General features: G+C 65.0%; 25 protein-coding genes and 2 pseudogenes. 9 read left to right on the top strand and 18 right to left on the bottom strand.

What is annotated here, in order from left to right; translation table 11 throughout:
• The 9 genes and pseudogenes from MSIMFI_RS08310 to MSIMFI_RS08270 form a co-directional block, all read right to left on the bottom strand.
• A pseudogene (locus MSIMFI_RS08310) lies at nucleotides 1-868 on the bottom strand (DUF6779 domain-containing protein); the annotation flags it as partial.
• Nucleotides 869-952: 84 nt separating this feature from the next.
• Nucleotides 953-1,429, bottom strand: coding sequence for a DUF3180 domain-containing protein (locus MSIMFI_RS08305; protein WP_191496846.1), 477 nt, complete (start codon nucleotides 1,427-1,429; stop codon nucleotides 953-955).
• The gene (gene folK, locus MSIMFI_RS08300) at nucleotides 1,429-1,953 is read right to left on the bottom strand and encodes a 2-amino-4-hydroxy-6-hydroxymethyldihydropteridine diphosphokinase (protein WP_191496845.1); all 525 of its coding nucleotides are present in this window, start codon (nucleotides 1,951-1,953) and stop codon (nucleotides 1,429-1,431) included. The genes MSIMFI_RS08305 and folK overlap by 1 nt, the downstream gene beginning before the upstream one ends.
• On the bottom strand, nucleotides 1,953-2,351 hold the full coding sequence (gene folB, locus MSIMFI_RS08295) for a dihydroneopterin aldolase (RefSeq protein ID WP_186245059.1): 399 nt from the start codon (nucleotides 2,349-2,351) through the stop codon (nucleotides 1,953-1,955). Before folB ends, folK begins: the two co-directional genes overlap by 1 nt.
• Nucleotides 2,344-3,186, bottom strand: coding sequence for a dihydropteroate synthase (gene folP, locus MSIMFI_RS08290; protein WP_191496844.1), 843 nt, complete (start codon nucleotides 3,184-3,186; stop codon nucleotides 2,344-2,346). The genes folB and folP overlap by 8 nt, the downstream gene beginning before the upstream one ends.
• Complete coding sequence (gene folE / locus MSIMFI_RS08285) at nucleotides 3,183-3,791, bottom strand: GTP cyclohydrolase I FolE (RefSeq protein ID WP_191496843.1); 609 nt, start codon at nucleotides 3,789-3,791, stop codon at nucleotides 3,183-3,185. The genes folP and folE overlap by 4 nt, the downstream gene beginning before the upstream one ends.
• Nucleotides 3,792-3,806: 15 nt before the next feature.
• The gene (ftsH, locus tag MSIMFI_RS08280; RefSeq protein WP_186245062.1) at nucleotides 3,807-6,050 is read right to left on the bottom strand and encodes an ATP-dependent zinc metalloprotease FtsH; all 2,244 of its coding nucleotides are present in this window, start codon (nucleotides 6,048-6,050) and stop codon (nucleotides 3,807-3,809) included.
• 278 nt (nucleotides 6,051-6,328) lie between these two features.
• Nucleotides 6,329-6,781: an MFS transporter gene (locus MSIMFI_RS08275; RefSeq protein WP_449870736.1), complete on the bottom strand. Its 453-nt coding sequence runs from the start codon at nucleotides 6,779-6,781 to the stop codon at nucleotides 6,329-6,331.
• 177 nt (nucleotides 6,782-6,958) lie between these two features.
• A complete protein-coding gene (locus MSIMFI_RS08270) occupies nucleotides 6,959-7,372 on the bottom strand; it encodes a VOC family protein (protein ID WP_191496842.1) in 414 nt (137 codons plus the stop codon).
• Nucleotides 7,373-7,456: 84 nt separating this feature from the next.
• Here MSIMFI_RS08270 and MSIMFI_RS08265 point away from each other — a divergent pair, with 84 nt between their 5' ends.
• From MSIMFI_RS08265 to MSIMFI_RS08250, 4 genes are read left to right on the top strand one after another with little or no spacing between them, the layout of a single operon-like run.
• Nucleotides 7,457-8,422: an alpha/beta fold hydrolase gene (locus MSIMFI_RS08265; protein ID WP_191496841.1), complete on the top strand. Its 966-nt coding sequence runs from the start codon at nucleotides 7,457-7,459 to the stop codon at nucleotides 8,420-8,422.
• The gene (locus MSIMFI_RS08260) at nucleotides 8,422-9,609 is read left to right on the top strand and encodes an LLM class flavin-dependent oxidoreductase (protein ID WP_191496840.1); all 1,188 of its coding nucleotides are present in this window, start codon (nucleotides 8,422-8,424) and stop codon (nucleotides 9,607-9,609) included. The genes MSIMFI_RS08265 and MSIMFI_RS08260 overlap by 1 nt, the downstream gene beginning before the upstream one ends.
• The gene (locus MSIMFI_RS08255; protein ID WP_191496839.1) at nucleotides 9,609-10,622 is read left to right on the top strand and encodes a zinc-binding dehydrogenase; all 1,014 of its coding nucleotides are present in this window, start codon (nucleotides 9,609-9,611) and stop codon (nucleotides 10,620-10,622) included. The genes MSIMFI_RS08260 and MSIMFI_RS08255 overlap by 1 nt, the downstream gene beginning before the upstream one ends.
• Before the next feature lie 31 nt (nucleotides 10,623-10,653).
• On the top strand, nucleotides 10,654-12,237 hold the full coding sequence (locus MSIMFI_RS08250) for an HNH endonuclease signature motif containing protein (RefSeq protein ID WP_191496838.1): 1,584 nt from the start codon (nucleotides 10,654-10,656) through the stop codon (nucleotides 12,235-12,237).
• Between the two features lie 17 nt (nucleotides 12,238-12,254).
• Here MSIMFI_RS08250 and MSIMFI_RS08245 read toward each other — a convergent pair whose 3' ends face one another.
• The 4 genes from MSIMFI_RS08245 to MSIMFI_RS08230 are packed head-to-tail and all read right to left on the bottom strand — an operon-like array spanning nucleotide 12,255 to nucleotide 14,482.
• On the bottom strand, nucleotides 12,255-12,539 hold the full coding sequence (locus tag MSIMFI_RS08245; protein WP_085251873.1) for a WXG100 family type VII secretion target: 285 nt from the start codon (nucleotides 12,537-12,539) through the stop codon (nucleotides 12,255-12,257).
• A 37-nt stretch (nucleotides 12,540-12,576) separates the two neighbouring features.
• On the bottom strand, nucleotides 12,577-12,873 hold the full coding sequence (locus MSIMFI_RS08240; protein ID WP_085251874.1) for a WXG100 family type VII secretion target: 297 nt from the start codon (nucleotides 12,871-12,873) through the stop codon (nucleotides 12,577-12,579).
• Between the two features lie 48 nt (nucleotides 12,874-12,921).
• Entirely contained in the window at nucleotides 12,922-14,169 is a 1,248-nt protein-coding gene (locus MSIMFI_RS08235) for a PPE family protein (RefSeq protein ID WP_313958257.1), read from the bottom strand.
• Nucleotides 14,170-14,182: 13 nt separating this feature from the next.
• Nucleotides 14,183-14,482 (bottom strand): PE family protein, encoded by a 300-nt coding sequence (locus MSIMFI_RS08230; RefSeq protein WP_191496837.1) that lies wholly within the window; start codon nucleotides 14,480-14,482, stop codon nucleotides 14,183-14,185.
• A 713-nt stretch (nucleotides 14,483-15,195) separates the two neighbouring features.
• Here MSIMFI_RS08230 and MSIMFI_RS08225 point away from each other — a divergent pair.
• Nucleotides 15,196-15,942 (top strand): SIMPL domain-containing protein, encoded by a 747-nt coding sequence (locus MSIMFI_RS08225; protein WP_186245070.1) that lies wholly within the window; start codon nucleotides 15,196-15,198, stop codon nucleotides 15,940-15,942.
• A gap of 69 nt (nucleotides 15,943-16,011) precedes the next feature.
• On the opposite strand, the pseudogene hpt reads toward MSIMFI_RS08225, so the two are convergent.
• The 4 genes and pseudogenes from hpt to dacB all read right to left on the bottom strand — a co-directional run bounded on the left by hpt (nucleotide 16,012) and on the right by dacB (nucleotide 20,044).
• Nucleotides 16,012-16,630, bottom strand: a pseudogene (gene hpt, locus MSIMFI_RS08220) (hypoxanthine phosphoribosyltransferase).
• Nucleotides 16,627-17,619: a tRNA lysidine(34) synthetase TilS gene (gene tilS, locus MSIMFI_RS08215; RefSeq protein ID WP_191496836.1), complete on the bottom strand. Its 993-nt coding sequence runs from the start codon at nucleotides 17,617-17,619 to the stop codon at nucleotides 16,627-16,629. The pseudogene hpt and the gene tilS overlap by 4 nt, the downstream one beginning before the upstream one ends.
• Nucleotides 17,598-18,659, bottom strand: coding sequence for a zinc-dependent metalloprotease (locus MSIMFI_RS08210; RefSeq protein WP_224770116.1), 1,062 nt, complete (start codon nucleotides 18,657-18,659; stop codon nucleotides 17,598-17,600). Before MSIMFI_RS08210 ends, tilS begins: the two co-directional genes overlap by 22 nt.
• Nucleotides 18,656-20,044, bottom strand: coding sequence for a D-alanyl-D-alanine carboxypeptidase/D-alanyl-D-alanine endopeptidase (dacB, locus tag MSIMFI_RS08205; RefSeq protein WP_191496834.1), 1,389 nt, complete (start codon nucleotides 20,042-20,044; stop codon nucleotides 18,656-18,658). The genes MSIMFI_RS08210 and dacB overlap by 4 nt, the downstream gene beginning before the upstream one ends.
• 124 nt (nucleotides 20,045-20,168) lie before the next feature.
• Here dacB and MSIMFI_RS08200 point away from each other — a divergent pair, with 124 nt between their 5' ends.
• The gene (locus MSIMFI_RS08200) at nucleotides 20,169-20,657 is read left to right on the top strand and encodes an inorganic diphosphatase (RefSeq protein WP_186245074.1); all 489 of its coding nucleotides are present in this window, start codon (nucleotides 20,169-20,171) and stop codon (nucleotides 20,655-20,657) included.
• On the opposite strand, the gene MSIMFI_RS08195 is transcribed toward MSIMFI_RS08200, so the two are convergent.
• Nucleotides 20,638-21,747, bottom strand: a complete 1,110-nt coding sequence (locus tag MSIMFI_RS08195; RefSeq protein ID WP_186245075.1) for a DUF475 domain-containing protein — start codon at nucleotides 21,745-21,747, stop codon at nucleotides 20,638-20,640. The genes MSIMFI_RS08200 and MSIMFI_RS08195 overlap by 20 nt on opposite strands.
• 283 nt (nucleotides 21,748-22,030) lie before the next feature.
• On the opposite strand from MSIMFI_RS08195, the gene MSIMFI_RS08190 reads away from it, so the two are divergent.
• From MSIMFI_RS08190 to MSIMFI_RS08180, 3 genes are all read left to right on the top strand, one after another.
• Nucleotides 22,031-23,242: a polysaccharide biosynthesis protein gene (locus tag MSIMFI_RS08190; RefSeq protein WP_224770245.1), complete on the top strand. Its 1,212-nt coding sequence runs from the start codon at nucleotides 22,031-22,033 to the stop codon at nucleotides 23,240-23,242.
• A 335-nt stretch (nucleotides 23,243-23,577) separates the two neighbouring features.
• On the top strand, nucleotides 23,578-24,738 hold the full coding sequence (locus MSIMFI_RS08185) for a serine hydrolase domain-containing protein (protein ID WP_191496833.1): 1,161 nt from the start codon (nucleotides 23,578-23,580) through the stop codon (nucleotides 24,736-24,738).
• Nucleotides 24,739-24,979: 241 nt separating this feature from the next.
• Entirely contained in the window at nucleotides 24,980-25,705 is a 726-nt protein-coding gene (locus tag MSIMFI_RS08180; RefSeq protein ID WP_191496832.1) for a glycosyltransferase family 2 protein, read from the top strand.
• Nucleotides 25,706-25,718: the final 13 nt, after the last annotated feature.

The following is a 25,718-nucleotide window of genomic DNA, read 5'->3' as shown; positions in this document are numbered from 1 at the left end:
GGGCGACGGCGTCGGCTTCCGCGGACGCCCAGTTGCTGCCAGGTGTTCCAGGCGGCAGCCACTGTCCGTCAGCGGCAACGGGCTGCCACTGCGACGGCCCAGGCTGCGGAGGCGGTGCTGGTGGTGGCGGCACGGGCGGGGGCGCGTGGTGCGGCTGGTACAGGGGATCGGGTTGCGGTGACGGCGCCTCGTACTGCGCGCGCGCCCGCTCCCCGGCGGGTGCCGGTTGCCGTGGCGGCAGCAGTGGTTCCTCCGGCACATCGATGATCGCGGTTTCGTCGGCGTCGGAGCGGTTGGTGGCGTCCTCCTCGCGGACCACCCTGACGCGATCGCTGGACACCCAGTCGGCGGGTGGGCTTTCGCCGCTTTGGGCCCCAACCCTGGCGCCGATCTGGGCCCCGAACGGGGCCACGTGCTCCAGCGCTGGACGGTGCTGCAGGTCTGCGTCGAACAAGATCTCCAGGCTGGTCCGCAACGCGGACAGCTCCGCCCGCAGCGCCGCCACCTCGTCCGCGGCGGCGCCGCGTAGCTCGGAGGCCAGCTCGCGGCGCAGCTGAGACTCCACAGTTAGCTCGTACTCGCGTCGGGCCGAAATTTCGCGATCCAATTGAAGGTCGTAGACAAGCTTCAGATCGCGCGCGCGGGCCTGGTCGGCCTCGGCTTGCCGGCGGTATAGCACCGACACGAATGCGCCGGCGACTGCGGCCCACAGCGCCAGGATCACAGCGAGCTTGAGCAGTTCCACGCGATTGGTGAAAACTAATGCGGAGCTGGCCCCGATTGCGAGGACCAGCAACGTCGTCAAGAGCACCCACCCCGGCCTGCGGCCGCCGCGCCGGACCCGGGCGCCGCGGGACAGAACGGTCATGGCCTGACTGTACCGGGCGAGGTCACTCCGCGTGTCGCGCCAGTCCGGCGATTCTCGCGCCGAGTTTCCACCAGCCCAAGCCGGCTAGGTTTCCGCGCCTTCACCGTGCTCGGTCGGATCTTGGGGAGATTTGCAGCAATGTTGCAACCACAGCGCAGCAACCACCAAAGCCAGCGCGCTGACGGCAGCCACCACCGCGCCTGTGGTGTCCTCGGCGACCGCTCGCTGCCAGGACAGCCGCGGTAGGAAGTACACCAGCACCCCGATCCACCAACCCAGCACCAGCGCACCCACCCACGCCGACGCCTTGGCGACCACCAGGCTGCGCGCCACCGCGAGCGGGTGTAGCCATCCAGGCCCGTCCCCGATCTCGCCGTCGTTGATCTTTGCCCGCACGAAGCGCCCCCATAGTCCCTCGGCAATAGCCACCGCGAGCAGCGACAGACCCGTCCACACCGTGAGTGGTGGAAACCACCGATACAACACCCCGACCAGCAGGTAACCCACCACCGCAGCGCAGATCACCGCGGCCGTAAGGTCCCGTTTTCTGGTCGGTCCCATCAGCTTTGCAACACCAGAGGGGACAACCGCACACTCTCCCGCTCGGCCGGCTCCAGTTCGGCCAGCAGCTCGGCAACCGGGCGGGCCCGGCCGCCGACCGTTAGCTGTGCGTCGGGATCGATCGCCAGCCAGGGGATCATCACGAACGCCCGCAAATGGGCTCGCGGGTGTGGCAGCGTCAGGTTGGGGTCGTTGGACAGGATTTCGATGGGCCCGTCCGGCCCCGTCTGGTAGCAGGCAATCAGATCCACGTCGAGTGTGCGCGGGCCCCAACGTTTGCCGCGCACCCGACCCGCCGACCGCTCCGCCTCCTGGGCTCGACGCAACCAGCCATCCGCGTCGCAAGCCGGATCGTCGGCAATGAGAACCGCATTGAGGAACGGCCCCTGCTCGACGTCGCCCCAAGGATCCGACTCGTACACGCCAGAGGCCGCAACCACGTCGCCCATCGCATCGACTGCCGACCGCAGCCGGGCCAAGCGGTCACCCAGGTTGGAGCCGATGGACAGCACCGCGCGGCTCATCACACCTCGCTCGCGGGGATGATCGAACCTCGACCGCCGCGGCGCGACCGCCGGGTCACCACGGCCACATCGGCAAATATCTGCGGGATGGCAGCCTGTGGCTTGTGCACCACCACCTCGACGGCATGGACACGCTCGTCGCCCATCACGTGGTCGGCGATCTCGGCCCCGACCGTTTCGATCAGCTTCCGCGGAGGTCCCGCGACGATCTCGGCCGCACGCGTGGCCAACTCGGCGTAGTCGTAGGTGTCGGCCAGCTCGTCGCTCTTGGCCGCATCGGCCAGGTCGATCCACAAGGTGATATCGACGACGAAGCGCTGCCCGCTGACCCGCTCGTGGTCGTAGACGCCGTGATTGCCATGAACAGTCAAGCCGCGCAATTCGATTCGGTCAGCCATCGGGTCCAGTCCCTTCGCCGCGCTGCCAGGCTTCGACGACCTTGAGGGCATCGACCGAGGCCCTCACGTCGTGTACGCGCACACCCCATGCCCCGTGCAGAGCCGCCAGCGCGGAAATCACCGCCGTCGCCGTCTCACGGCCGTCAGGCGGTCGCGCCTTGCCGTCCGGTCCGGCTAACAGGGCACCGAGGAAGCGTTTGCGCGAGGCTCCCAGGAGCACCGGGACCCCGGTGGCCACCAACTCGGGCAAGGCGTGCAGGAGCGCCCAATTGTGTTGCCCGGACTTGGCGAATCCAAGCCCCGGATCGATCACCAGCCTTGCCGGATCGACACCCGCTGCCACCGCGGCATCGACGCTGGCGAGGAGATCGGCGCGCACTTCGGCAACCACATCTTGGTAGTCCGGAACCTCATGCGGGTTGTCCGCCGACACCGGCCGCCAGTGCATCAAAACCCACCGCACACCGGCTTCCGCCACCAGTGGCGCCATCGCCGGATCGGCGCGTCCACCGGACACATCGTTGACGATCTGGGCACCGTTTTCGAGCGCCGCCCGTGCGACATGGGCGTGCATTGTGTCAATGCTGACGGTAATACCTTGTGCCACAAGCTCTTTGACGACAGGTACCACGCGCGACGTCTCCACGCCCGGGTCTACGCGAGTGGCACCGGGCCGAGTCGACTCCCCCCCGACGTCGATAACGCCCGCGCCTTGTGCGGCCAATGCCCGACCATGCTGCACCGCACCTTCAGGCTTGAGATACCGTCCACCATCCGAAAACGAGTCGTCAGTGACGTTCAGTACCCCCACAACCTGCACGGGCGCCGGATTCACTTACGCAGAATCAGATCGAGCGCTTCGGCTCGAGAGGCGGCATCGGTCTTGAACTGGCCCCGCACTGCCGACGTCGTCGTGATCGCACCGGGCTTGCGCACGCCGCGCATCGCCATGCACAAATGCTCGGCCTCAACTACCACGATGACCCCGCGCGGTTCGAGCCGCTCTACCAGGGCGTCGGCGATCTGGCTGGTGAGCCGTTCCTGCACCTGCGGTCGCTTGGCGTACAGGTCAACCAGCCGCGCGATCTTCGACAGCCCCGTCACCCGGCCGTCCGCATTAGGGATGTAGCCGACATGGGCCACGCCGTGGAACGACACCAGATGGTGCTCGCATGTGGAGTACAGCGGTATTTCCTTGACGATCACCAGCTCGTTGTGATCCTCGTCGAACATCGTGCTCAGCACCGTGCTGGGGTCGGTGTAGAGCCCGGCGAATATCTCTCGATAGGCGCGGGCAACGCGGGCCGGAGTGTCGCGCAATCCATCCCGGTCCGGGTCTTCGCCAATCGCAAGCAGCAACTCGCGAATGGCGGCTTCGGCACGCGGCTGGTTGAAGGTCCGCACCCGCTTGGCTGCTTCCCGGGAATCTAGCTGCGTCATCGAAGCCTCCGTTCGTCAACCGTGCGCCGGCGGATTCGACCGACTGACACCCTTGTCCGACGGCTCGGGAGACTCATCGGCATCCGGCCCGGCTTGATCAGGAGGATAAGCCGGATAGGGCGCGGGCTGAGGGCGATTGGACGACGGTGGTGGCCATCCGGGCGCGCGCCAGCCGGCCGGGGCGCCGTAGTCAGGCTGGGTGGGCGCGTGGCTGCCACTGTGCGAACCGTTGGCGCCGCGCCCGGCCAGGCCGGCTTCGGCTTCGGCCGCCTCGGCCGCCTGGGTTGCGCGTGCGATAGCCGCCTTGAACGCCGGCTCCGGGATCGGCTGGGGCCACGGTTCGCCGCGCTCGATCGCCAGCTCGCCGGGCGTCTTGATGGGCGGCTTGTCCGACGGGATCCGGCCGCCGAAGTCGTCGAACATGGTGAGCCGAGGCCGCTTTTCGACGTCGGCGAAGATGCTTTCCAGCTCGGGTCGGTGCAGGGTTTCTTTTTCCAGCAGCTCGCCGGCCAGGGTGTCGAGCACATCGCGGTATTCGGTGAGAATCTCCCACGCCTCGGTGTGTGCCGCCTCGATGAGCTTGCGGATCTCGTCGTCGATGTCGCGGGCGACCTCGTGCGAGTAGTCCGGTTGGGTGCCCATGGTGCGGCCGAGGAACGGGTCGCCGTGCTCGGTGCCGTATTTGACGGCGCCCAGCTTGGAACTCATGCCGAATTCGGTGACCATCGCGCGCGCGGTTTTGGTGGCCTGCTCGATGTCTGACACCGCGCCAGTCGTGGGCTCACGGAAAACCAATTCCTCCGCGGCGCGGCCACCCATCGCGAACACCAGCTGGGCGATCATCTCCGAGCGGGTTCGTAGGCCCTTGTCTTCTTCCGGCACGGCGACCGCGTGGCCGCCCGTGCGTCCTCTCGCGAGGATCGTCACCTTGTAGACGGGGTCGATATCTGGCATCGCCCACGCGGCCAGGGTGTGCCCACCCTCGTGATAGGCGGTGATCTTCTTCTCGTGCTCGCTGATGATCCGGCCCTTGCGGCGCGGGCCGCCAATGACCCGATCGACCGCCTCCTCCAACGCGGGACCCGTGATAACCGTGCCGTTTTCCCGGGCGGTCAGCAGCGCCGCTTCGTTGATCACGTTGGCCAGGTCCGCGCCGGTCATGCCGACGGTCCGCTTGGCCAGACCGTCCAGGTCGGCGTCCGGGGCGATCGGCTTTCCCTTGGAGTGCACCCTTAAGACGGCCCGGCGACCGGCCAGGTCGGGGTTGGACACCGGGATCTGTCGGTCGAAGCGGCCCGGCCGTAACAGCGCGGGGTCCAGGATGTCGGGCCGGTTGGTGGCCGCGATCAGGATGACGCCCGCGCGATCGCCGAAACCATCCATCTCGACCAGCAACTGGTTGAGCGTCTGCTCGCGCTCGTCATGGCCACCGCCCAGACCGGCGCCGCGCTGGCGGCCAACCGCGTCGATCTCGTCGACGAAGATGATGCACGGGCTGTTCTGCTTGGCCTGCTCGAACAGGTCCCGCACCCGCGAGGCACCGACGCCGACGAACATCTCGACGAAGTCGGAACCGGAAATGGTGAAGAACGGCACGCCGGCCTCGCCCGCCACGGCGCGTGCAAGCAGCGTCTTGCCGGTCCCTGGCGGCCCATAGAGCAGCACGCCTTTGGGGATCTTGGCCCCCAGTGCCTGGTACCTGCTGGGGTTCTGCAGGAAGTCCTTGATCTCGTAGAGCTCCTCGACCGCCTCGTCGACGCCCGCGACGTCGGCGAACGTGGTCTTGGGCATGTCCTTGGAGAGCTGTTTGGCGCGCGATTTGCCGAATCCGAAGCCCATCCGGGCGCCGCCCTGCATGCGGGAGAACATCACGAATAGGCCGACCAGCAACAGCAGCGGCAACACGTAGACCAGCAGCTCGCCCAGGATGCTGCCTTCGTTGACGACGGTGCTGACCTTTGCGTTCTTGGCATTGAGAGCGTTGAACAGGTCGACGGCGTACCCGGTGGGGTACTTGGTGATGACCTTGTCGGAATTGTCGGTTTCGTTGTTGCCCTTCTTCAGGGTCAGCCGCAACTGTTGTTCGCGGTCATCGATCTGCGCGCTCTTGACGTTGTCGCTGTTGATCTGAGCCATCGCCACCGAGGTGTCGACGGGCTTGTAACCGCGGGTGTCGTCACTGAAGTAGAAGAATGACCAGCCGAGCAACACCACAACAGCAATCGCCGTTATGGTGCGGATCAAGTTTTTCCGGTTCATCGATCATCGGCCGTGCCGGCCAGGTCCTTCCGTATATACGCAGCTGGAAAACCAAGGCTACCGCCCGTGGCGATCGCCAGCCCGGGAAGTGGCGATCGCAAGCTCCGGCGGAGCCGGAGCGCAGCGGGCCGCCACCATCCCGCCGAGCCCGGGCGCAGCGGGTCGCCACCATCCGCCGAGCCCGGGCGCAGCGGGTCGCCACCGTCTCGCTAGACCAACGACCGACCGTTCCTAATAGATCCGGAAGACGGCAAACAACACAAGACGGCCGCCCGCGGTTAGCTCAGCATTGCCCCCCGTCGTTCGGGGATCAGACGCACCACGGCTGCTTCAATGACGTAGATGATCGGCAGCAGCGCCAACGCGAACTGGAATCCATGGCTAGTGGCCAGGGTGGCGATCACCACCGGCGCCAGTCCGCCAATTCCACGGCCAAGGTTGAACAACAGGTTCTGGGCCGTAGCGCGGACCGCGGTCGGATACAGCTCGGCAAGCAGGGCGCCCAACCCGCCGACCATGCCATTGGCAAACGCCCCGACCACGAACCCGCCGGCGAGCAGTGCAGTGGGCTCGGTGAGCTGGCTATACACCAGCACCGAACCCGCCGCACCGGCCTGATACAGCCACAACGCCGGACGGCGACCGAACCGATCAGCGAGCTGCCCAAAGGCCAGAATCCCGACGATCATTCCCAACACCGTCACCGCGGTCCACAACGAACCTTTCGTCAGTCCCAGGCCAAGGCTTTCCGACAGGTAGTGCGGCAGCCAAACGAGAACCAGCCGGCTCTCACCGCGGACAAGTGGAAACTGACGATGATCCCGGGGAGGGCAAAGCTGATGATCAGTAGGTCGAAGCCATCCAGGCCAAATCCGATCGCCGAGACGAATACCGCCTTGCGGGCGTAGTTACTCGTAGTAGCGGGCTTCGACCACATTGCCGTCCGGATCAACGAAGTAGTAACCCTGCGGCGCCCATCCTTGCGCCCCGAAGGAATGGTTGAGCCGGGCACTGGTGTCCACGCCTGCTTGCTGCAGACGCTGATCGAGTTCGTCGTATTCGGATTTCGACATTGCCAAACAGACATGATTTACGCGATGGCCGGCGCTGCCCGCGACTTTCGTCATCGACTCGGTAGGGCCAGCACCCTCGGCTGGCATCAAGTCGATGATGGATTCCGCGCTCACCCGCACGCTCGGGAACGGCGCTTCTCCGGCCTCGAACTCTTCGAATCGCACCGGCGTCAACCCGACGACCCTCGTGTAGAAGTCCATTGCCGCGCGCGGATCCTTTGTCCAGAGCACGATGTGGTCAAGCCGCATGGGTCAACATGATGCGCGGCTTCGCCCGCGATATCTACTTGCTAAGCCCTTCTCAGTCCGGTGCCGTTGTGATTTGGTGAGACCATGGGTTTGGCTACCGAGCGGTTGATAGACACCAACGGTTTGCAGCTGCGCGTGATCGAGGCCGGGGACCGCGGCGCCCCGGTGGTGATACTGGCCCACGGCTTTCCTGAACTCGCCTATTCATGGCGACACCAGATTCCGGCCCTGGCCGAAGCCGGCTACCACGTGCTGGCTCCCGATCAGCGCGGCTATGGCGGGTCGTCTTGTCCCCAGGCGATCGAGGCATACAACATTCACGAGGTGACCGCCGACATGGTCGGCTTGCTCGACGACGTCGGCGCCGAGCGCGCGGTCTGGGGGGGCCACGATTGGGGCGCCATCGTGGTGTGGAATGCGCCGCTGTTGCATCCGGACCGGGTTGCCGGAGTGGCTGCGTTGAGCGTGCCGGTGGTGCCCCGCCCGCGGACGCCACCGACGCAGGCGCTCCGGGACAGATTCGGGGAGAACTTCTTCTACATCCTCTATTTCCAGGAACCGGGTGTCGCCGACGCCGAACTCAACCGAGATCCGGCCCGCACGATGCGCCGGATGATCGGCGGCCTGCAGCTGCCCGGGGACCAAAGCGCGGCACTGCGGATGCTCGCACCGGGCCCGGAAGGCTTCGTCGATCGGCTTCCGGAACCGCCCGGGCTGCCGGGCTGGATCAGCCAGGACGAGCTCGACCATTACATAAGCGAGTTCACTCGAACGGGTTTTACCGGCGGCCTGAACTGGTATCGCAATTTCGATCGCAACTGGGAAACCACGGCCGAACTCAACGGCGCCACAATCTCTGTGCCGTGTTTGTTCATCGGCGGGACGGCCGATCCCGTACTGACCTTCACCCGCCGCGACCGGGCGTCGGAAGGGATCACCGGCCCGTACCGCGAAGTGATGATCGACGGCGCCGGACACTGGCTGCAGCAGGAGCGGCCCGACGACGTGAATACGGCCCTTTTGGAGTTCCTTCGGACGGTGGAGTGGTGATGAGCGCACCTATGCGTTTCGGCGTTTTTATCACGCCTTTTCATCCGACGGGCCAATCGCCAACGGTGGCACTGGAATACGACATGGAGCGGGTTGTCGCGCTCGATCGGCTGGGATACGACGAAGCGTGGTTCGGCGAACACCACTCCGGCGGCTACGAATTGATCGCGTGCCCGGAAGTATTCATCGCAGCCGCGGCGGAGCGGACCAAGCACATCCGGCTGGGTACTGGCGTGGTGTCGCTGCCCTACCACCATCCGCTGATGGTGGCCGATCGCTGGGTTCTGCTGGATCATCTGACCCGCGGGCGGGTCATGTTCGGCACCGGACCCGGGGCGCTGCCGTCGGATGCCTACATGATGGGCATCGATCCGATCGATCAGCGACGGATGATGCAGGAATCCCTTGAGGCGATCCTCGCCCTCTTCCGCGCCGCGCCAGACGAACGTATCGACCGTCACTCCGATTGGTTCACCTTGCGCAACGCGCAGTTGCACATCCGTCCGTACACCTGGCCGTACCCCGAGATATCCACTGCCGCAATGATTTCACCGTCTGGTCCGCGACTGGCCGGTACGCTGGGTACGTCGCTGCTGTCGCTGTCGATGTCGGTTCCGGGCGGCTACGCGGCACTGGAGAACACCTGGGACGTGGTGCGCGAGCAGGCCGCCAAAGTCGGCCGGGACGAGCCCGATCGCGCCAATTGGCGCGTGCTTTCGATCATGCACTTGGCGGACAGCCGCGACCAGGCTGTCGACGATTGCACCTACGGCTTGCTCGATTTCTCGAAATACTTTGGCGCGGCAGGGTTTGTCCCGCTGGCCAACACCGTGGAAGGGACGCAGTCACCCCAAGAGTTTGTCGAAGAGTATGCGGCAAAGGGAAATTGTTGCATCGGCACTCCCGACGACGCGATCGCACACATTGAAGACCTGTTGGATCGCTCGGGCGGTTTCGGGACGCTGTTGCTGCTCGGCCATGACTGGGCGTCACCCCAAGCGACTTTCCATTCCTATGATCTGTTCGCCCGCAAGGTGATTCCGCATTTCAAGAGACAACTCGAAGCGCCGCGGGCATCACACGACTGGGCCAGGGGTAAGCGCGATGAACTGATCGGCCGCGCCGGTCAAGCCGTAGTAAAGGCGATCACCGAACATGTGTCCGAGCACGAGAGGGAGAGCGGCTAATGCGTGCTTCGGTGCTGCGCGACGGGCGCATGGTCTACCGGGATGACGTGCCCGATCCGGTCCCCGGACCGGGCCAGGTGCTGGTGGCGGTGCGGTCGTGTGGAATATGCGGCTCGGACCTGCATTTCGCCGCGCACGGCGCTGAGGTGCTGGCGCTGACCGCTCAGATGACACGTGGTGGCGGCGGCATGGGCGTCGACCTCGACCGCGACATCTTCATGGGTCACGAATTCAGTGCCGAAATCCTGGAAGCCGGACCCGACACCGAAACCTATCCCGCGGGAACGTTGGTCACGTCGTTGCCAGTGCTGTTGTCCGACAAGGGCGTCGAGCCGATCGTCTACAGCAACACCACCATTGGCGGCTACGCCGAACGGATGCTGCTGTCGGCCCCGCTCCTGATTCCCATCCCCAATGGCCTTGACCTCAAACATGCCGCGCTGACCGAACCGATGGCAGTGGGGCTACACGCTGTGAACAAGTCGAACATCCAGCCCGGCGAGACCGCTCTCGTGATCGGTTGCGGTCCAATTGGCATCGCGATAATCGCCGCGCTCCGCAGGAGTGGTGTTGAAACCATTGTGGCAGCTGACTTTTCGCCAAAGCGGCGCGAATTGGCCACCGCGATGGGCGCACATCAGGTCCTCGATCCCGCGCAGGGGTCGCCGTTCGACACCGCCAAACCCGCGGTGGTTTTCGAGGCGGTGGGAGTGCCGGGAATTATCAACGACGTGTTGTCGCGGGCACGGCCGGGCACACGGCTGGTCGTCGCCGGAGTGGGCATGCAACCCGACACCATGCATCCGGTCTTCGCGGTCGCCAAAGAGATCAACGTGCAATTCGTACTCGCCTACACCCCGGAGGAGTTCGCCGATTCGCTGCGCGCAATCGCCGAAGGCGAGACCGACGTCAGCCCGCTGATCACCGGGGAAGTCGGGCTCGACGGAGTCGGTGCTGCATTTGACGACCTGGGCGACCCCGAGCGGCATTGCAAGATTCTGGTCACTCCATAGCCTGTCGTACCCGCCGACTAGTATCGAAATTATGTTCGACGGGCTGCAAGAGATGGATTCCGCCACACTGATCGGGGTGGTTGAGTCCACGCACCGGCAGGAGTCGATGCTGGTGGCACAACGGATGGCGGCGGTCGCGGCGTTGCTGCGGAATCGGCGCGCCGCCGCCGAGCGGGCCGAGCAGCGAGATGGGTATGCCGGCATCGATGGGTTCGACCAAACCAAAGCCGAGGTCGCTGCGGCGATGAATCTGTCGCCGCTGGCAGCTAGCTATCTGGTGTTATACGCCGAGACACTGGATGTGCGCCTGCCCCACCTCGCGGCATTGTTGGCGGCGGGACGCACCGATTGGCGCACCGTGCGCTTGATTATCGGGCGCACCGAACTGGTCGATGAACGACTGATCGCCCAGTTGGATGAGTCGCTGGCCGCACGGATCGGCACCTGGCAGGGCTGGTCACGCCAGCGGATCATCAACGCTGTCGATGCCGCGGTGCGCATTGTCGATCCCGATGCGGCCCGGGAGCGCCAAGCCACCGCCGAGGCGGATCGCCATATCGGTGTCAACGCGTTGGGCAATGGGATGGCCGAGGTGTATGGCACGGTGCCCGCGACTGCGGCCACGGCGTTTGACCGGCGGCTCTCGCAGCTGGCGTCACAGGTGTGTGCAGGTGATCCGCGCACGATGGATCAGCGTCGCGCCGATGCGGTGGCCGCGTTGACCGAGGGCCGCGGCCTGGCGTGTGGCTGCGGGCAGCCGGGGTGTCCGAACGCAACCGCGACCGAGCGCAATTCTCGTGGGGTGCGGGTGGTGATCAATGTGGTGGCCAGCGAGCAGACGGTGTATGGCACCAGCGCGCAGCCCGGATATGTGGAGGGCTATGGGGTCATCGATGCCGAGCAGGTTCGCGACTTGGTGGCCACCGCGGCCCTGCATGTCATCGATCCTTATACCAGCCCGGTGGCGGCGTTGCGGTATCAGCCGTCGGTGGCCTTGGAGCGGGCGGTGCGGTGTCGGGATCTGACGTGTCGGTTTCCCGGGTGTGGCCGCCCGGCGATGGGCTGCGATCTGGATCATACGATTCCGTTTAACCACGCCGACCCGGCCGCTGGTGGGCTGACCGTGCTGGTAAATCTGAAATGTCTTTGTAGACAACATCATCGGCTGAAAACGTTCGGTGGGTGGCGCGATGAACAGTGCGCCGATGGCACAGTGATCTGGACCTCGCCCAGCGGGCGAACCTATCGGACGTCGCCGGCCGGGGCGGACCTGTTCGGGCCGGTTCGAAGATCGCCATGCGCGCCGCCGATACCCAATCGGCGCAGCCGCTCGCAGCAGCGCGCCAGCCGAATCGCGCGGGCGCGCAAGCACAACCGCGAGCAGCGCCCCATCAATGAGTATCGACGCTGGCTAGAGGGCGCCCGTAAACAAGAGATCGCGGATCGTCGGTTCCGCAATCACATGCGCGACATGCTGTTCCTGTTCAAGGGCACACCGAGCACCAGCCCGTTCTGTACCTGGGTCAACGATCCCCGGGAGCCAGAAGAACTCCCACCGGACTGGACACCCGACAAGCCAATGCCGGAACCCCTTCCCGACGACCCGCCTTTCTGACGTAGACGCGCGCGTGGTCAGGCCCAGCTGGACCCAACCGCGCTGTCGGTTTGCGCCATGTTGCTGCCGGCGGTCTGCACCTTCTGGCCGTGGGCGTTGGCCTGCTCGTAGATCACCTGGAAGTTGCGGCCCAACTGAGTGATGAACTCCTGGCACGCCACCGAACCGGCGCCACCCCAAAAGTCGCCAGCCGCAAGCACATCGCGAACGATGGCCTGATGCTCGGCTTCCAGCGACGCAGCCTGCGCGCGGATGGTGGCGCCGTGGGCGTCGACATCGCCGAATTGATAGTTGATCGTCATTTCAGGTGTTCTCCTGTCTGAAATATGGGTGATCTGTTCAGCTGCTGAGGATCTGCTGCGAAGCCTGCTCTTGCTGCTCGTAGTTGTTGGCGTCGCGAATCAGCCCATCGCGCACCCCGTGCAGCATGTTGACGATGTTGCGGAAAGCGGTGTTCATCTGACCCATGGTGTCCAATGAGGTCGCCTCGGCAAGGCCGCTCCAGCCAGCGCCGGAGATGTTCTGCGAGGACGCCCACATCCGGCGAGCCTCGTCCTCGACGGTCTGGGCGTGCATCTCAAAGCGGCCCGCCATGTCCCGCATCGCATGTGGGTCGGTCATAAACCGTGTAGTCATTTCAATGCTCCTTAGAATCGTCGAATCGAATTGTTGATGACCGGGCCGTTATCCGCCGGCTGGCGGCTGCGGCATGATGGTGGGCTTGAAACCGTATCGGGGTGCGGCAAAGTGGGCGGCTAGGCCGCGCCCGACTCCGGAGCCCGGCACCACCGGCAACCCGCCGAACGCACTTGCAGCGGGTTCAGCGGCCGCCCCTGCCCCGAGACCGTTGAGGGCAACGTTGATGGGCGTTGCAGCCGGGGCTGAACCGGCCCAGGATGCCGGCGCCGAGAAAGCCCCAACTTTGGCCGCGTTGCCGGCGGCTGCCGCAATCCCACCGAGACCACCCGCATTCGGAAGGATGGATGGAAGGGCGGCTGGCAAGTCCTTGGCGGCCTTGGCGGCGGCTTCGGCGCCCTCGCTGGCCCACTTCGGCAGGTCGTGTGCGAGACCGAAGTAGTCCTTCATCTGGGTGACCATGAGCCGCGCGGGAGAAACCCACTGAGCAAACGTGTCCATGGCGGTGCTGGCATCCAGCTCCGCCGAGCCGGTAAAGCCCTCCGCCAGGTCGCCAAGTATTCCATCGAGGATGATGCCGTCACCGTTCTCGTTCCAAGCGGTCGCGGTCAAGCCCAGCACAGACATCGGGTCGGTGAGCACGGGCGCAGTATTCGTCATCCCCGCGAGCCCGAGCAGTGCATTGGGAACGGCGTCAAGTCCCTGCGCGGCTGCCGCGCTATTCACAGCTTGGGCGACCGAGGCGGCTTGGCCGGCGACCCCAGCCGGGTCGACGGTGGCCGCCGCCGGGCTGAACGGCGTCAACATCGACGCCTGCGCCGATGCACCCGCATAGCCGTACATCGCGGCCGCATCCTGGGCCCACATCTCGGCGTATTGCGCCTCGGTGGCCGCGATTGCGGCGGTGTTCTGACCGAGGAAGTTCGTCGCTAGCAACGCCATCAATAACGCCCTGTTGGCCGCGACCTCCGCCGGTGGCACCGTCGCGAGAAAAGCCGCCTCATAAGCACTCGCCGCCGCCACGGCTTGGCTGCCGGCCTGTTCGGCTTGCGCGGCGGTGTCCACTAACCACGCCACTTGGGGCGCGGCGGCGGCCGCCATCGCCGCCGCGGATGGTCCCTGCCATGGCCCGTCAGTCAGGCCAGTGACAAGTGCGTCATAGGAAGACGCCACAGTTTGTAGCTCTGCGGACAGCACCTCCCAGGCCGTCGCGGCGGTCAGCATCGGCCCCGAGCCGGGTCCGGCATACATCAGCGCAGAGTTGATCTCCGGCGGCAAAGCCGCAAAATCCAACATCAGCCTTGCTCTCCTAGCCGATTGTGCTGGCGTTGGCGGCCTCGGTGACCGCATACGAACCCGCACTGATGCCCAGCGTCGTCGCCAACTGCTCTTGGACGGCCGCCGCCTGGGCGCTGATCTGCTGATACAGCTTTGCGTGCGTGACAAATTGCGTCGCGGTCAGCAGCGACACCAAATCAGATGCGGCGGGAACCACACCGGTCGTCGGCAGTGCCGCCGCGGCATTTCCCGCGCGCACTGCCACGTTGATGGACTGCAGCTCGCCGGCAGTCGCGGCCAACATATCTGGCTCCGCGAGCATGATCGACATGAACATTCCTCCCTCAGTCTGTGCTTGAATTAGCAAGTTTCAGTGGCGGCGACATCGACGTCGCTCATCCCTGAAGCAGATCAGACGACAGGTTAGGACAGCCAGGTAGGAACAACACAGGTTCCGCACAGCCTGTTCACTGCCGAGTAAATAACAATTCATTTGCTGCAGGTGATTACCTGCATATTTTGAATTTTTGTATGAGTCATATTTGAATCAAATATGATTTGAGTTCTATATGAATTTCGGGGATTCGCGCCAACAAGCGTTAGAATGCGCAATCCCGGCACCAGACGCAGTCCACGTCGAGCTTCCCAAGTAGGTCAGCAAGATCCGTTCATACCCGCAGCTGACGTTCGAAAGGCATTTCATAACAACGAATTTCCGCACATAACGAACCAATTACATTGAGCCGTAACCGATTCCGTAGGCCTGACTAAAGGCCCAGGGTGGCTGGGCAAGCGCACCGCACTACCGCCGGGCGGAATACGGCGAGGATGGCGAATTTGGCGAATTTGGCGAATTTGGTGAAATCGACCTGTGGCGGACCTGAAATAGGGTAAGCACCAGCCGACGCTAGACCTTTGCTGGCCTACGTTTACTAGACTCGCCAACCCGACGATTGAGTTCGAACATCAGGTGAACGAAGTATGTCGCCACAGCATATCAGCCGTCCGATCGTGCGATGAACCGGAAACGCTAGGGTGCCAGTCATGCCGATCGCACAACGTGTCCCGGGATTTGTCCGCAAGTCGATTGCATTGACCGCCGCCCTGTTCGCCACGGCCTCGCTGTCGGCGTGCGATTCGCACAACGCGACGCCATCCGGCGCAAATCCACGTCAGGTGACCGTATTCGGATCGGCGCAGGTGCAGGGTGCTCCGGACACCCTGACCGCCGACGTCGCCATCGAGTTCACCGCGGGCGACGTCACCAGCGCGATGAACCAGACCAACGACCGCCAGCAAGCCGTCATCAACGCGCTGGTAGGTGCGGGACAGGACCGCAAGGACATCCGCACCACCGAGGTCACCCTGCAGCCGCAGTACAACACTCCCGAGCCCGGTGCCACCGCCACCATCACCAGCTACCGCGCCGAAAACGCCATCGCGGTCAAGATCCACCCGACCGATGCCGCGTCGCGGCTCCTAGACCTCATCGTCAGCAGCGGCGGTGACGCGACCCGGATCAGATCGGTCAGGTACTCGATCGCCGACGACTCGAAGCTGGTGAAGGACGCGCAGACCCGTGCCTTCGAGGATGCCAAGAACCGCGCCCAAGAGTACGCGCAGCTATCGGGCCTCAACCTTGGCAAGGTGCTTTCCATCTCGGAGGGAGTCGGCCACGCGCCGTCAGAGGGCGGGCCGGCGGCGCCGTCACCGCGCGCTTCCACTGTGCCATTGGAACCCGGCCAGCAGACCGTGAGTTTTTCGGTGACGGTGATCTGGGAGCTGACCTAGGTTTGATGGTGGCGACCCGCTGCGCCCAGCTTCGCCGCGCTTGCGCTCGCCACTGGCGCGCTACGGCCGCTACTGATAGACCCGGGGGTCCAGCGTCCCGATATACGGCAGGTCGCGGTACCGCTCGTCGTAGTCCAGGCCGTAACCCACCACGAAGTCGTTCGGAATGTCGAAGCCCACGTAGGCGATGTCGACGTTGGCGCCCAACGCATCTGGCTTGCGCAGCAGCGTGCACACCCGCAAGGAACGCGGACGCCGGGTGCTCAGGTTCCGCGACAGCCAGGAGAGCGTCAGTCCCGAGTCAACGACGTCCTCGACGATCAGCACATCGCGACCGTTGATGTCGCGGTCAAGGTCCTTAAGGATGCGCACCACCCCCGACGACGATGTCGAAGATCCATATGAGCTCACCGCCATGAATTCGAACTGGGTCGGCAATGGAATTGCGCGCGCCAGGTCGGTTACGAACAGCACGGCACCCTTCAGCACCGTGATCAACAGCAGGTCCTGGCCGGTGGTAGCGGGTAAGTCCCGGTAGTCGGTGCCGATTTGGTCACCGAGCTCGGCGATGCGGGCCTGGATCTGCTCCTTGGTGAGCAACACCGACTTGATATCCCCCGGGTACAGCTCCTCCGTCACGCCCACAGCGTAGCCATGTCGCCAGCCGAAAAACCAACGCAGGCGTCAAATCGACTTGGACACGGGCTCACTCCACAAAGTCAGTAGGCCGTCACGTCGCCCGGCGATCAATCGCTGACCACGCAAGGTAGAACCAACCGCCACCCCACCCTGGCCGCGCCAGGCGGTGACCAGCGTGTCCACGCCTCGGATCTGCTTATCGGTCAGCCCGGTCGCGCCGCCGGCCAAGAGCCAGCCGCGAATTACCCTGCGACGCACCGGGTCCGGCAGCTCGGTCAACACCTCGACACTCAAACCGGACCCCGCCGAAGCCCCGGTGAGCGCCTCGGAAAACGCCTCAGCGGCCATCGCGTCGATCAGTTCGGTGTCCTCCCGCAACGCCGTCGCGGTGCGGGCCAGCGCCTCGGCGACGCCTCCGCCCAGCACGTCCTCCAACAGTGGCAACACTTCGGTGCGCAACCGCGTTCGGGTGAAGCGGCGATCGGTGTTGTGCGGGTCCTGCCACGGGCTCAGGCCCAGCTCCCGGCACGCCCCATGCGTCACGCTGCGTCGCACCCCCAGTAATGGCCGACACCACGGCGGATCGTACGGCCGCATGCCGGCGATCGACCGAGCCCCCGAACCGCGGCCAAGCCCGAGCAACACCGTCTCGGCTTGATCATCCAAAGTGTGAGCCAACAGCACCGGGCCGTCACGGCGAGCGCCCAGGGCGGCGTAGCGAGCGGTGCGCGCCGCCGCCTCCGGGCCGCCCGACCCGGTTGCGGTACCCACCTCAACGCAAAGCACTTGTGCGTCAACACATCCCAGCGAGAGGGCTTGCGTCCGCGCGGTTTCGGCGACGACGTCCGAACCGGACTGCAGGCCATGGTCCACGATCAGCGCGGTGGTAGGCAACAGCTGCGCCGCGACCGCGGTAAGCGCCAACGAGTCCGGGCCACCGGAGAGCCCCACACACCATCGATTGGCTGCCCCGAGGTAGGTCCGCAAGAACCTCTCGACGACCGTGCGTAGCTGCTCTACAGCACCCGGTCGATCCATCGCTGCGGGTTCTCGATCTCGGCGGGCAAGGGCAATGTCGTCGGGCCCGACCAGATCGTGTTGAACCGCTTCATCCCGACCCGGTCCACCACGTCATCGACGAACGCCTTGCCGCGGGTGTACTGGCTGAGCTTGGCGTCGAAGCCCAACAGCGCGCGCAGCAATCGCTGCAGCGGTGGTTGCTTGCGCTGGCGACGTTCGTCGAAGCGGCGGCGGATCGTGGCCACCGACGGCACCACCACCGGGCCAACCGCATCCATCACATGTTCGGCGTGGCCCTCGAGCAGCGTGCCCAACACCAAGAGCCGATCAAGGGCTTCGCGTTGCGGTTCCGACTGCACGGCGCGCACCAGGCCCAAGATCCCGGACGGGGCGTAGTCATCGCCATCACCGGAGCCGCGGGTTCGGACAAAGTCCGCAAGCCGGCTCACCACCTGCCCTAGGTCGTCGGCGGGTTCGCGGGTCAAGAGCGCCAGCGAGTCCGCCATGTATCCGGCGATCCAGGGGTTGGCCGTGAACTGTACCCGGTGGGTGACCTCATGCAGGCACACCCACAGCCGGAAGTCGGACGGGTCGACCTTCAGTTGCCGCTCGACGGCAATGACGTTGGGATACACCAGCAACAAGCAGCCCTCTTCGGCCGGACCGAACGGGTCGTACTGACCGAGGATGCCCGAGGCCACGAACGCCAGCACCGCACCCGTCTGCGCACCGGTGATCCGTCCGGTGAAAAACCCGCGCGGCTTTTCGCTGCCATTCGTCATCGCCCGCATTGATTCGGCGGCGGCCCGTATCCACGCCGGCCGGTCCACGACGCGCGCCGGCGGCACCACATCGTCGGTCACCAGACCGGTGATGTCGCGCACAGGCGGTTCAGCTTTCGCCGCCGCGGCCAGCAATTCATCGATCACCTGGCGGCGCGTGTATTCCGTGGACGGCGGACCCGGCCGGGCCAGCCTCTCCCCGACCGTGGCTGCAAATCGCCAATCGACGGTGTTGCCAAGGGTCAGATCTGTCCCCCGATCCGACCTAGCGGTCACGTCGCGCACCCGCAGAACCACAGCTTGGTGGCCAGCGCGTCCATCGCGTTGCGGCCGTTCGGCCCGGCCTCGTTGGAGATGAACGCGAAGGTGAGCACCCGCCCGCTGCTGTCGGTGAGCACTCCCACCAACGAGTTGATGGCGGTCAAGGATCCGGTCTTGGCCCGCAGCCAACCGGCGGGACCCTGGTCGGTGGATCGGTCCAGGAAGCGTTCGCCCAGCGTGCCGCTACCCCCGGCGATTGGAAGCAGGTCCAACAGGGGTCGCAATGTCGGTTGATCGGGTCCCGCGGCGGCCTGCATCGTGCCATCCAGGGTGCGGGCGGTCAGACGGTTGTCCACCGACAAACCGCTGGAATCGACGAGCGCGGCGCCGGCGGTGTCGACGTGCACCGTGTTCAACCGGTTGGTGACCGCGTCGACCGCTCCGGTAAAGCTCTGCGGCCGGTTGATGGCGGCGGCCACCTCGCGGCCGATGCACTCGGCCATCACGTTGTCGGAGGCGTTCATCATCTGGGACAGCCGTTGGATCAATGGCGCCGACTGAACCACCGCGAGTTGCCGTGCACCCGTCGGCGCCGTAGCAATCGTCACCGCTGCGGGGTCGAGTCCAAGGGCTTTGGCCAGCTCGCGCCCGGCATCCAGCGCCGGGGTGCGTGACCTTCTGGAGTTGACGGTCGTCGGCTGGATACGCCCGGCATCGATCATCGCGGCCTCGATCGGTGCGATATCACCGTTGTCCACGTCGGCGGGGTCCCAGCCCTGCGCCATCGTCGGACCACTGAACGCCGAAATGTCCACCTGCACCGCCGTCGGTGTCACGCCGCTGCGACGAATCTGTTCGACGAGGTCGCTGATGCGCGCCGCACCCCGATACCAGGTGTCCTGGCCGGGTGGTGCCGCGGACAGCGTCGGATCCCCGGCGCCCACCAGCACCACGGCTTCCTGAGCGGCATGGCTACTGGCCACCACACGCGTGCTAATTCGCGCCTGACGGTCCAAGGTCAGCAGCGCCGCCGCTGCCGTCAGAACCTTGTTCGTCGACGCCGGTATCAACGGCAGGTCATCTAGCTGACGCCAGAGTTCGTCGCCGGTCAGGGCATCGGTGATCCGGCCCCCCAACTTGCCCAAATTGGGATCGGCCGCGACTGCAGCCAGTGCTGCCGCCACACCGGCGGCACTCGGGGTGACGGCGGTGTCGGCCACTGGGGTCACTCCGGCTTTGACTGTGGGAGGCCGCGGCGGCGGAACGGGCGACCGCGCCCCGCTGGATCCGTGACCTCCGGTGGTGAAGAACGCCGCGGCCGCCACCAGGACGGCGACAAACGCCAGCACAGCCACCCCGATCAACACCTGGGTGGACTTACGCCAACGTTTGGGCCCCATGATTCTCCTGCCTGTCTCGCCCCATTCTGCCGAACCAGCCATGACGCAGTGCGACGGTACCGGCTCGACTAGGGTGTCCCCCGACGCATTTGACCTAACCGCTTGTCCCCGAAGGAGCCAACCCGTGCAATTCGACGTGACCATCGAAATTCCGAAGGGCCAGCGGAATAAGTATGAGGTGGACCACGAGACGGGGCGGGTGCGTCTGGACCGCTACCTCTATACCCCGATGGCCTACCCGACCGACTACGGATTCATCGAGGACACGCTGGGTGAAGACGGCGACCCGCTGGACGCGCTGGTGCTGCTGCCGCAGCCGCTGTTCCCGGGCGTTTTGGTGGAGGTGCGGCCGGTGGGAATGTTCCGGATGGTGGACGAGAAGGGCGGCGACGACAAGGTGCTATGTGTGCCGGCCGGTGACCACCGTTGGGACCACATCCAGGACATCGGCGACGTTCCGGAATTCGAATTAGACGCGATCAAGCATTTCTTCGTGCACTACAAGGACCTGGAGCCGGGCAAGTTCGTCAAGGCGGCCGACTGGGTGGGCCGCGCCGAAGCCGAAGCCGAAGTACAGCGGTCGATCGAGCGGTTCAAGACGAACGGGCACTGATTGCACGTGCGCTGGCGACTCGTCGGTTGCGCCACACGCTTTCGGTGAATGCCGCGACGATAAAGACAACGCCCACTGCCGCGGTGATCCACTCCGGGATCTGGAATCGGTGGTCGATGGACAGCAGCATGATCACGGCCAGCGCGCCGATCGCCCAGTGCGCGCCGTGTTCCAGGTAGACGTACCGGTCCAAGGTGTCCTGGCGGACCAGAAAGATAGTGATCGACCGGACGAACACCGCGCCCACCAGGCCAAGGCCCAACGCAATGATGATCGGGTCCGTAGTGATGGCAAAGGCTCCGGTGACTCCGTCGAAAGAGAACGTGGCGTCCAGCACCTCTAAATATAGGAATAGCGTGAAGCCGGCTTTCCCGACTGCCCCGGTAGCCTCGGGAATCTGACCCGAAGATCGTTCCTCCACCCCCGACGGCCGAAACGCACGGCTCAGACCGTTCACGACGAGATAGGTCACCAATCCCAGGACACCTGCGGTCATGACCGTCGCGCGCCCGTCACCGGTGTGTGTCAAATGGGTGCCGGCGAAGATCAACAACACACCGGCCACCACCACCGGCACTTGACCGAGCCGGCCGATGCGGGCGAACGGGCCCTCAATCCACTTGAGCCACTTGATATCCCGATCGTGGAAAACGAAGTCCAGGAACAACATCAGCAGGAACATGCCGCCGAAGGCTGCAATCTGCGGGTGGGCAGCATGGATCAGTTTTTCATAGCTGGGCGAGCCGTCGGGAAATTCCAGCGCGCCGCCCGGCGGCGGGTGAAGCGCTAGCTTCATCGCGCGGACCGGATCGAGGCCCGCGCTCAGCCACACGATGGCCAACGGGAACACCAGTCGCATTCCGAAGACCGCGATAAGAATCCCGATGGTCAGAAACATCCGTTGCCAGAACTGACTCATTTGCTTCAGTACCGCGGCGTTGATGATGGCGTTGTCGAACGACAGTGACACCTCGAGCACGCCCAGCACCGTCAGCAAGAACAGTGCGGTCGGCCCACCGTGCAGGTATCCGATGACCAAAGCCGCCACGGTGACCGCCAGCGAGAAGCCGAAAATGCGGAACGTTGTCAATGGATTTTCACTGAGTCCTTCCGGCTTCCGCCACAATGGCCCTCACCTCACGGCCGGTCACTACGCAGTGAACCGACGTTTACCAGATGCATCACTGCGAAGGAGAATCGGTTACCCATGATTGCGGAGTTCTCGTGGTTGCCACCGGAAATCAACTCGGCGCGTTCACGGCGGGGCGGGCTTAGCTAGTTCACGGTGCTGAGTCATCCCGCTTAGTATTTCGACGGTGACGGAAGTCGGCGGTTCGGCGGGCGCACCAGCGGGACCGATCGCGCGCGGCAGCATGGCGCGGGTCGGTACCGCCACCGCGGTGACGGCGCTGTGTGGCTATTCGGTCATTTACCTGGCCGCCCGCGACCTGGCCCCCAGCGGCTTCTCGATATTCGGGGTGTTCTGGGGCGCCTTCGGCCTGGTCACCGGCTGCGCCAACGGTCTGCTGCAGGAAACCACCCGCGAGGTGCGCTCGATGGGCTATCTCGAGGTGTTGCCGGACGGCGGTCGCGTCCACCCGCTGCGGGTCGCCGGGATGGTCGGCCTCACCGCAGCGGTCGTGATCGCCGGCAGTTCGCCGTTGTGGGGCGGGCGGGTGTTCGCCGAGCAGCGCTGGTTGTCGGTGGGGCTGCTCAGCGTTGGGCTGGCCGGTTTCTGCCTACACGCCACCCTGCTGGGCATGTTGGCCGGCACCAACCGGTGGAGTCAGTACGGCGCGCTAATGATGACTGACGCGATCATCCGGGTGGCGGTGGCCAGCGCTACGTTCGTCATCGGCTGGGGGCTGGTTGGTTTTCTGTGGGCGACCGTCGCGGGTGCGGCGGCGTGGCTGATCATGCTGCTGACTTCCCCGACGGCACGTGCGGCGGCCCATCTGATGACACCGGGTACTACCGCGACGTTCTTGAGGGGCGCCGCCCACTCGATCACCGCGGCAGGGGCCAGCGCGATCCTGATCATGGGATTTCCGGTGTTGCTGAAGCTGACGTCCGCCACTGAGCTGGGTGCGCAAGGCGGCGTCGTCATCTTGGCGGTGACCTTGACCCGTGCACCGCTGCTGGTGCCGCTGACGGGCATGCAAGGCAACCTGATCGCCCATTTCGTTGACGAAAGCACCCATCGGCTTCGGGCGTTGGTTGCGCCGGCAGCGCTTATCGGCGGCATCGGCACGGTTGGGGTGCTGGCGGCGGGCATGGTCGGACCCTGGCTGCTGCGTGTTGGGTTCGGGCCGCAGTACCACGCCAGCAGCTCGTTGCTGGCCTGGCTCACCGGGGCCGCCGGGGCGATTGCCATGTTGACGCTCACGGGCGCCGCCACGGTGGCGGCCGCGTTGCATCGGGCGTACTCGCTGGGCTGGGTCGGGGCGACGGTGGCGTCGGGACTATTGCTGCTGCTGCCGCTCGCCCTGGAGACCCGCACTGTGGTCGGACTGTTATGCGGTCCGCTGGTCGGCATCGCCGTGCATCTGATGGCATTGGCGCGCGCCGGGGGCGCGTATCGCTGAACGGTAGGTACCCACAGAGTTCTTGTTGCCCGACTTGACACAGACTGCGCATTTGCCGCCAGTACCGCCGGTTCGCTGTCGCCCCGGATGCCGTCATCACCATTGGCGCCGACGGCGAGGCCGGCGCCGCCGCTCCCGCCCTTGCCGGCTAGGCCGCCGTCGCCGCCCCTACCGCCGTCGCCGTCCCAACCGCCGGCACCACCCGTACCGTCCACCACCAGGCCGCGCGTAGTAGCTCACAAGGAGGCCGCATAAGATGCGAACCCGCATCCCCGGGCCCGCGAGGCAGACGAGAGAGTCGGGGGCACAAACCTGCAGGCACAGGTCGGAGCGTGATGACTGAAAAGAGGCGATGGTCGGCGCGGTGGCAGGCCGCGATCGCAGCGGTAGCGATCCTTGTGACGGTGCCGACGGGGTGTGGTGTGTCCGGACCCCAGCCTGCCAGCTTGGTGAGTCAACTCACCGACACGATCCCCAAATCGATGCAGCGAGGCTCTATCCCGGGTGCGATCGTCGGCGTCTGGCAGGATGGCGCCCAGCCCTTCGTCCGGGCGTTCGGGGTGCGCGACACGGCCAGCGGCGAACCCATGACTACTGATCTCTACATGCGTATCGGCAGCATTACGAAGGTCTTCATCACCACCGCCATTTTGCAACTGGTAGATCAAAAGAAAATTGGCCTCGATGATCCGGTCGGCAAATATGTGGCCGGTGTCCCCAATGGGGATACCGTCACAATCCGCCAATTAGCCGAAATGCGAAGCGGACTTTACGACTATTCGGAAGAGGCTGGGGTCAAACCCTCGGGCCCTGGCCCGGCGACGCAGCGCCAATGGACGCCCCAAGAACTGCTCGACATCGCCTTCAGCCATCCACCCGTATTCGCACCGGGCGCCAAATTCCAATACAACAACACCAACACCACGCTGCTAGGCGTGATCGTGGAAAAGGTGTCCGGCCAGCCGTTGCCCGCCTACCTCGATGAGCACATCAGCCGACCCGAAGGCCTCACCCATACGGTGTTCCCCACCGGCTCGGAGATCCCGTCACCGCATCCGCGCGGCTACGCCAGCACTCCCGACGGCACGATCGTGGACGCGACCGACTGGAATCCGTCATGGGGCCAGGGCGCGGGACAGATGATCTCGACCGTTGACGACTTGCATACATGGGCGCTGAATGTGGCCACCGGCAAACTGCTTTCACCGGCCACCCAGCGCGAACGCGAGCAATTTCTGCCCGCACCGTCAGAGGGCTACGGCACGCTCTACGGGCTTGGAGTTGAAAACGAAAACGGGTGGATAGGCCACAACGGAAACCTCCCCGGTTTCCAGGCCTACGCCTACAACCTGCCCTCCCAACACATCACAATGGTTGTACTGATCAACACCAGCGCGAATGCCACCGTTATAGGTGGTTGGAACCTCGTTTCCGATATTGCGAGGATCATCAGCCCCGACCACCCGTGGCCGCCGGCTCCCGTGGAATACCCCTAGCAACCAAGGCTCTCATCCGCCCTCACCGCATGACCAATTCGCCATCTCGTACTCACCGAGGGCCATGAAGCGCTCCGTGCGTACCGCCCTTGCACAGCGCGTCCTCGATCCGCCTGCACTCCTCATCGACCGCATCGCGGTCTGCGGCCGTGGTGGTGTCGCCGTGCATTGACGGTAATCACCGCCACGGCGACTGCTGCCACAGCCGCGCCTGCGACCGACGTGTACCTTGTGGGCTTAAATGGCCTTGACATTGGACACTGAAACGCATTACCCGGACGTCTGGGTCGTCATCCCTGCCTTTAACGAAGCCGCCGTCATCGGCGAGGTGATCGCCGATGTTCGGTCGGTCTTCGACCACGTCGTGTGCGTGGACGACGGCAGCACCGACGGCACCGGTGACATCGCCGTGCGGGCCGGGGCTCACTTGGTGCGCCATCCCATCAACTTGGGCCAGGGGGCGGCCATCCAGACCGGCGTGGAGTACGCCCGCAAGCAGCCCGGCGCCCAGGTCTTCGCCACGTTCGACGCCGACGGCCAGCACCGCGTCAAAGACCTCGCCGCGATGATCGACCGACTTGCCGCGGGTGACGTCGACGTTGTGATCGGAACACGGTTCGGGCGGGCCTTGGACCAGGCTTCTGTCAACCGGCCGCCGCTACTGAAACGGATCGTGCTGCAGACCGCCGCGCGGTTGAGCCGGCGCGGTCGCCGGCTTGGTCTGACCGACACCAACAACGGCCTGCGGGTGTTCAACAAGACGGTGGCCGACGGGCTGAACATCACGATGAGCGGCATGAGCCATGCCAGTGAGTTCGTTATGTTGATCGCCGAAAACCGTTGGCGCGTAGCCGAAGAGCCCGTCGAGGTGCTCTACACCGCGTACTCCAAGTCGAAGGGTCAGCCGCTGCTCAACGGCGTCAACATCATTTTCGACGGGTTCCTGCGAGGGAGGATACGTAGATGAAAAGGACCACAAG

The sequence above is a fragment of the Mycobacterium simulans genome (genome assembly GCF_900232995.1).
Taxonomy (GTDB): Bacteria; Actinomycetota; Actinomycetes; order Mycobacteriales; family Mycobacteriaceae; genus Mycobacterium; species Mycobacterium simulans.
This window is presented reverse-complemented; position numbering and strand designations above follow the sequence as displayed.

Excerpts from the sequence above, each read along its gene's own strand:
- MSIMFI_RS08305 (WP_191496846.1), bottom strand. The coding sequence starts at position 1,429 with ATGGGACCGACCAGAAAACGGGACCTTACGGCCGCGGTGATCTGCGCT.
- folK (WP_191496845.1), bottom strand. The coding sequence starts at position 1,953 with ATGAGCCGCGCGGTGCTGTCCATCGGCTCCAACCTGGGTGACCGCTTG.
- folB (WP_186245059.1), bottom strand. The coding sequence starts at position 2,351 with ATGGCTGACCGAATCGAATTGCGCGGCTTGACTGTTCATGGCAATCAC.
- folE (WP_191496843.1), bottom strand. The coding sequence starts at position 3,791 with ATGACGCAGCTAGATTCCCGGGAAGCAGCCAAGCGGGTGCGGACCTTC.
- ftsH (WP_186245062.1), bottom strand. The coding sequence starts at position 6,050 with ATGAACCGGAAAAACTTGATCCGCACCATAACGGCGATTGCTGTTGTG.
- MSIMFI_RS08270 (WP_191496842.1), bottom strand. The coding sequence starts at position 7,372 with ATGCGGCTTGACCACATCGTGCTCTGGACAAAGGATCCGCGCGCGGCA.
- MSIMFI_RS08265 (WP_191496841.1), top strand. The coding sequence starts at position 7,457 with ATGGGTTTGGCTACCGAGCGGTTGATAGACACCAACGGTTTGCAGCTG.
- MSIMFI_RS08260 (WP_191496840.1), top strand. The coding sequence starts at position 8,422 with ATGAGCGCACCTATGCGTTTCGGCGTTTTTATCACGCCTTTTCATCCG.
- MSIMFI_RS08255 (WP_191496839.1), top strand. The coding sequence starts at position 9,609 with ATGCGTGCTTCGGTGCTGCGCGACGGGCGCATGGTCTACCGGGATGAC.
- MSIMFI_RS08250 (WP_191496838.1), top strand. The coding sequence starts at position 10,654 with ATGTTCGACGGGCTGCAAGAGATGGATTCCGCCACACTGATCGGGGTG.
- MSIMFI_RS08245 (WP_085251873.1), bottom strand. The coding sequence starts at position 12,539 with ATGACGATCAACTATCAATTCGGCGATGTCGACGCCCACGGCGCCACC.
- MSIMFI_RS08240 (WP_085251874.1), bottom strand. The coding sequence starts at position 12,873 with ATGACTACACGGTTTATGACCGACCCACATGCGATGCGGGACATGGCG.
- MSIMFI_RS08235 (WP_313958257.1), bottom strand. The coding sequence starts at position 14,169 with ATGTTGGATTTTGCGGCTTTGCCGCCGGAGATCAACTCTGCGCTGATG.
- MSIMFI_RS08230 (WP_191496837.1), bottom strand. The coding sequence starts at position 14,482 with ATGTCGATCATGCTCGCGGAGCCAGATATGTTGGCCGCGACTGCCGGC.
- MSIMFI_RS08225 (WP_186245070.1), top strand. The coding sequence starts at position 15,196 with ATGCCGATCGCACAACGTGTCCCGGGATTTGTCCGCAAGTCGATTGCA.
- tilS (WP_191496836.1), bottom strand. The coding sequence starts at position 17,619 with ATGGATCGACCGGGTGCTGTAGAGCAGCTACGCACGGTCGTCGAGAGG.
- dacB (WP_191496834.1), bottom strand. The coding sequence starts at position 20,044 with ATGGGGCCCAAACGTTGGCGTAAGTCCACCCAGGTGTTGATCGGGGTG.
- MSIMFI_RS08190 (WP_224770245.1), top strand. The coding sequence starts at position 22,031 with ATGGCGCGGGTCGGTACCGCCACCGCGGTGACGGCGCTGTGTGGCTAT.
- MSIMFI_RS08185 (WP_191496833.1), top strand. The coding sequence starts at position 23,578 with ATGACTGAAAAGAGGCGATGGTCGGCGCGGTGGCAGGCCGCGATCGCA.
- MSIMFI_RS08180 (WP_191496832.1), top strand. The coding sequence starts at position 24,980 with ATGGCCTTGACATTGGACACTGAAACGCATTACCCGGACGTCTGGGTC.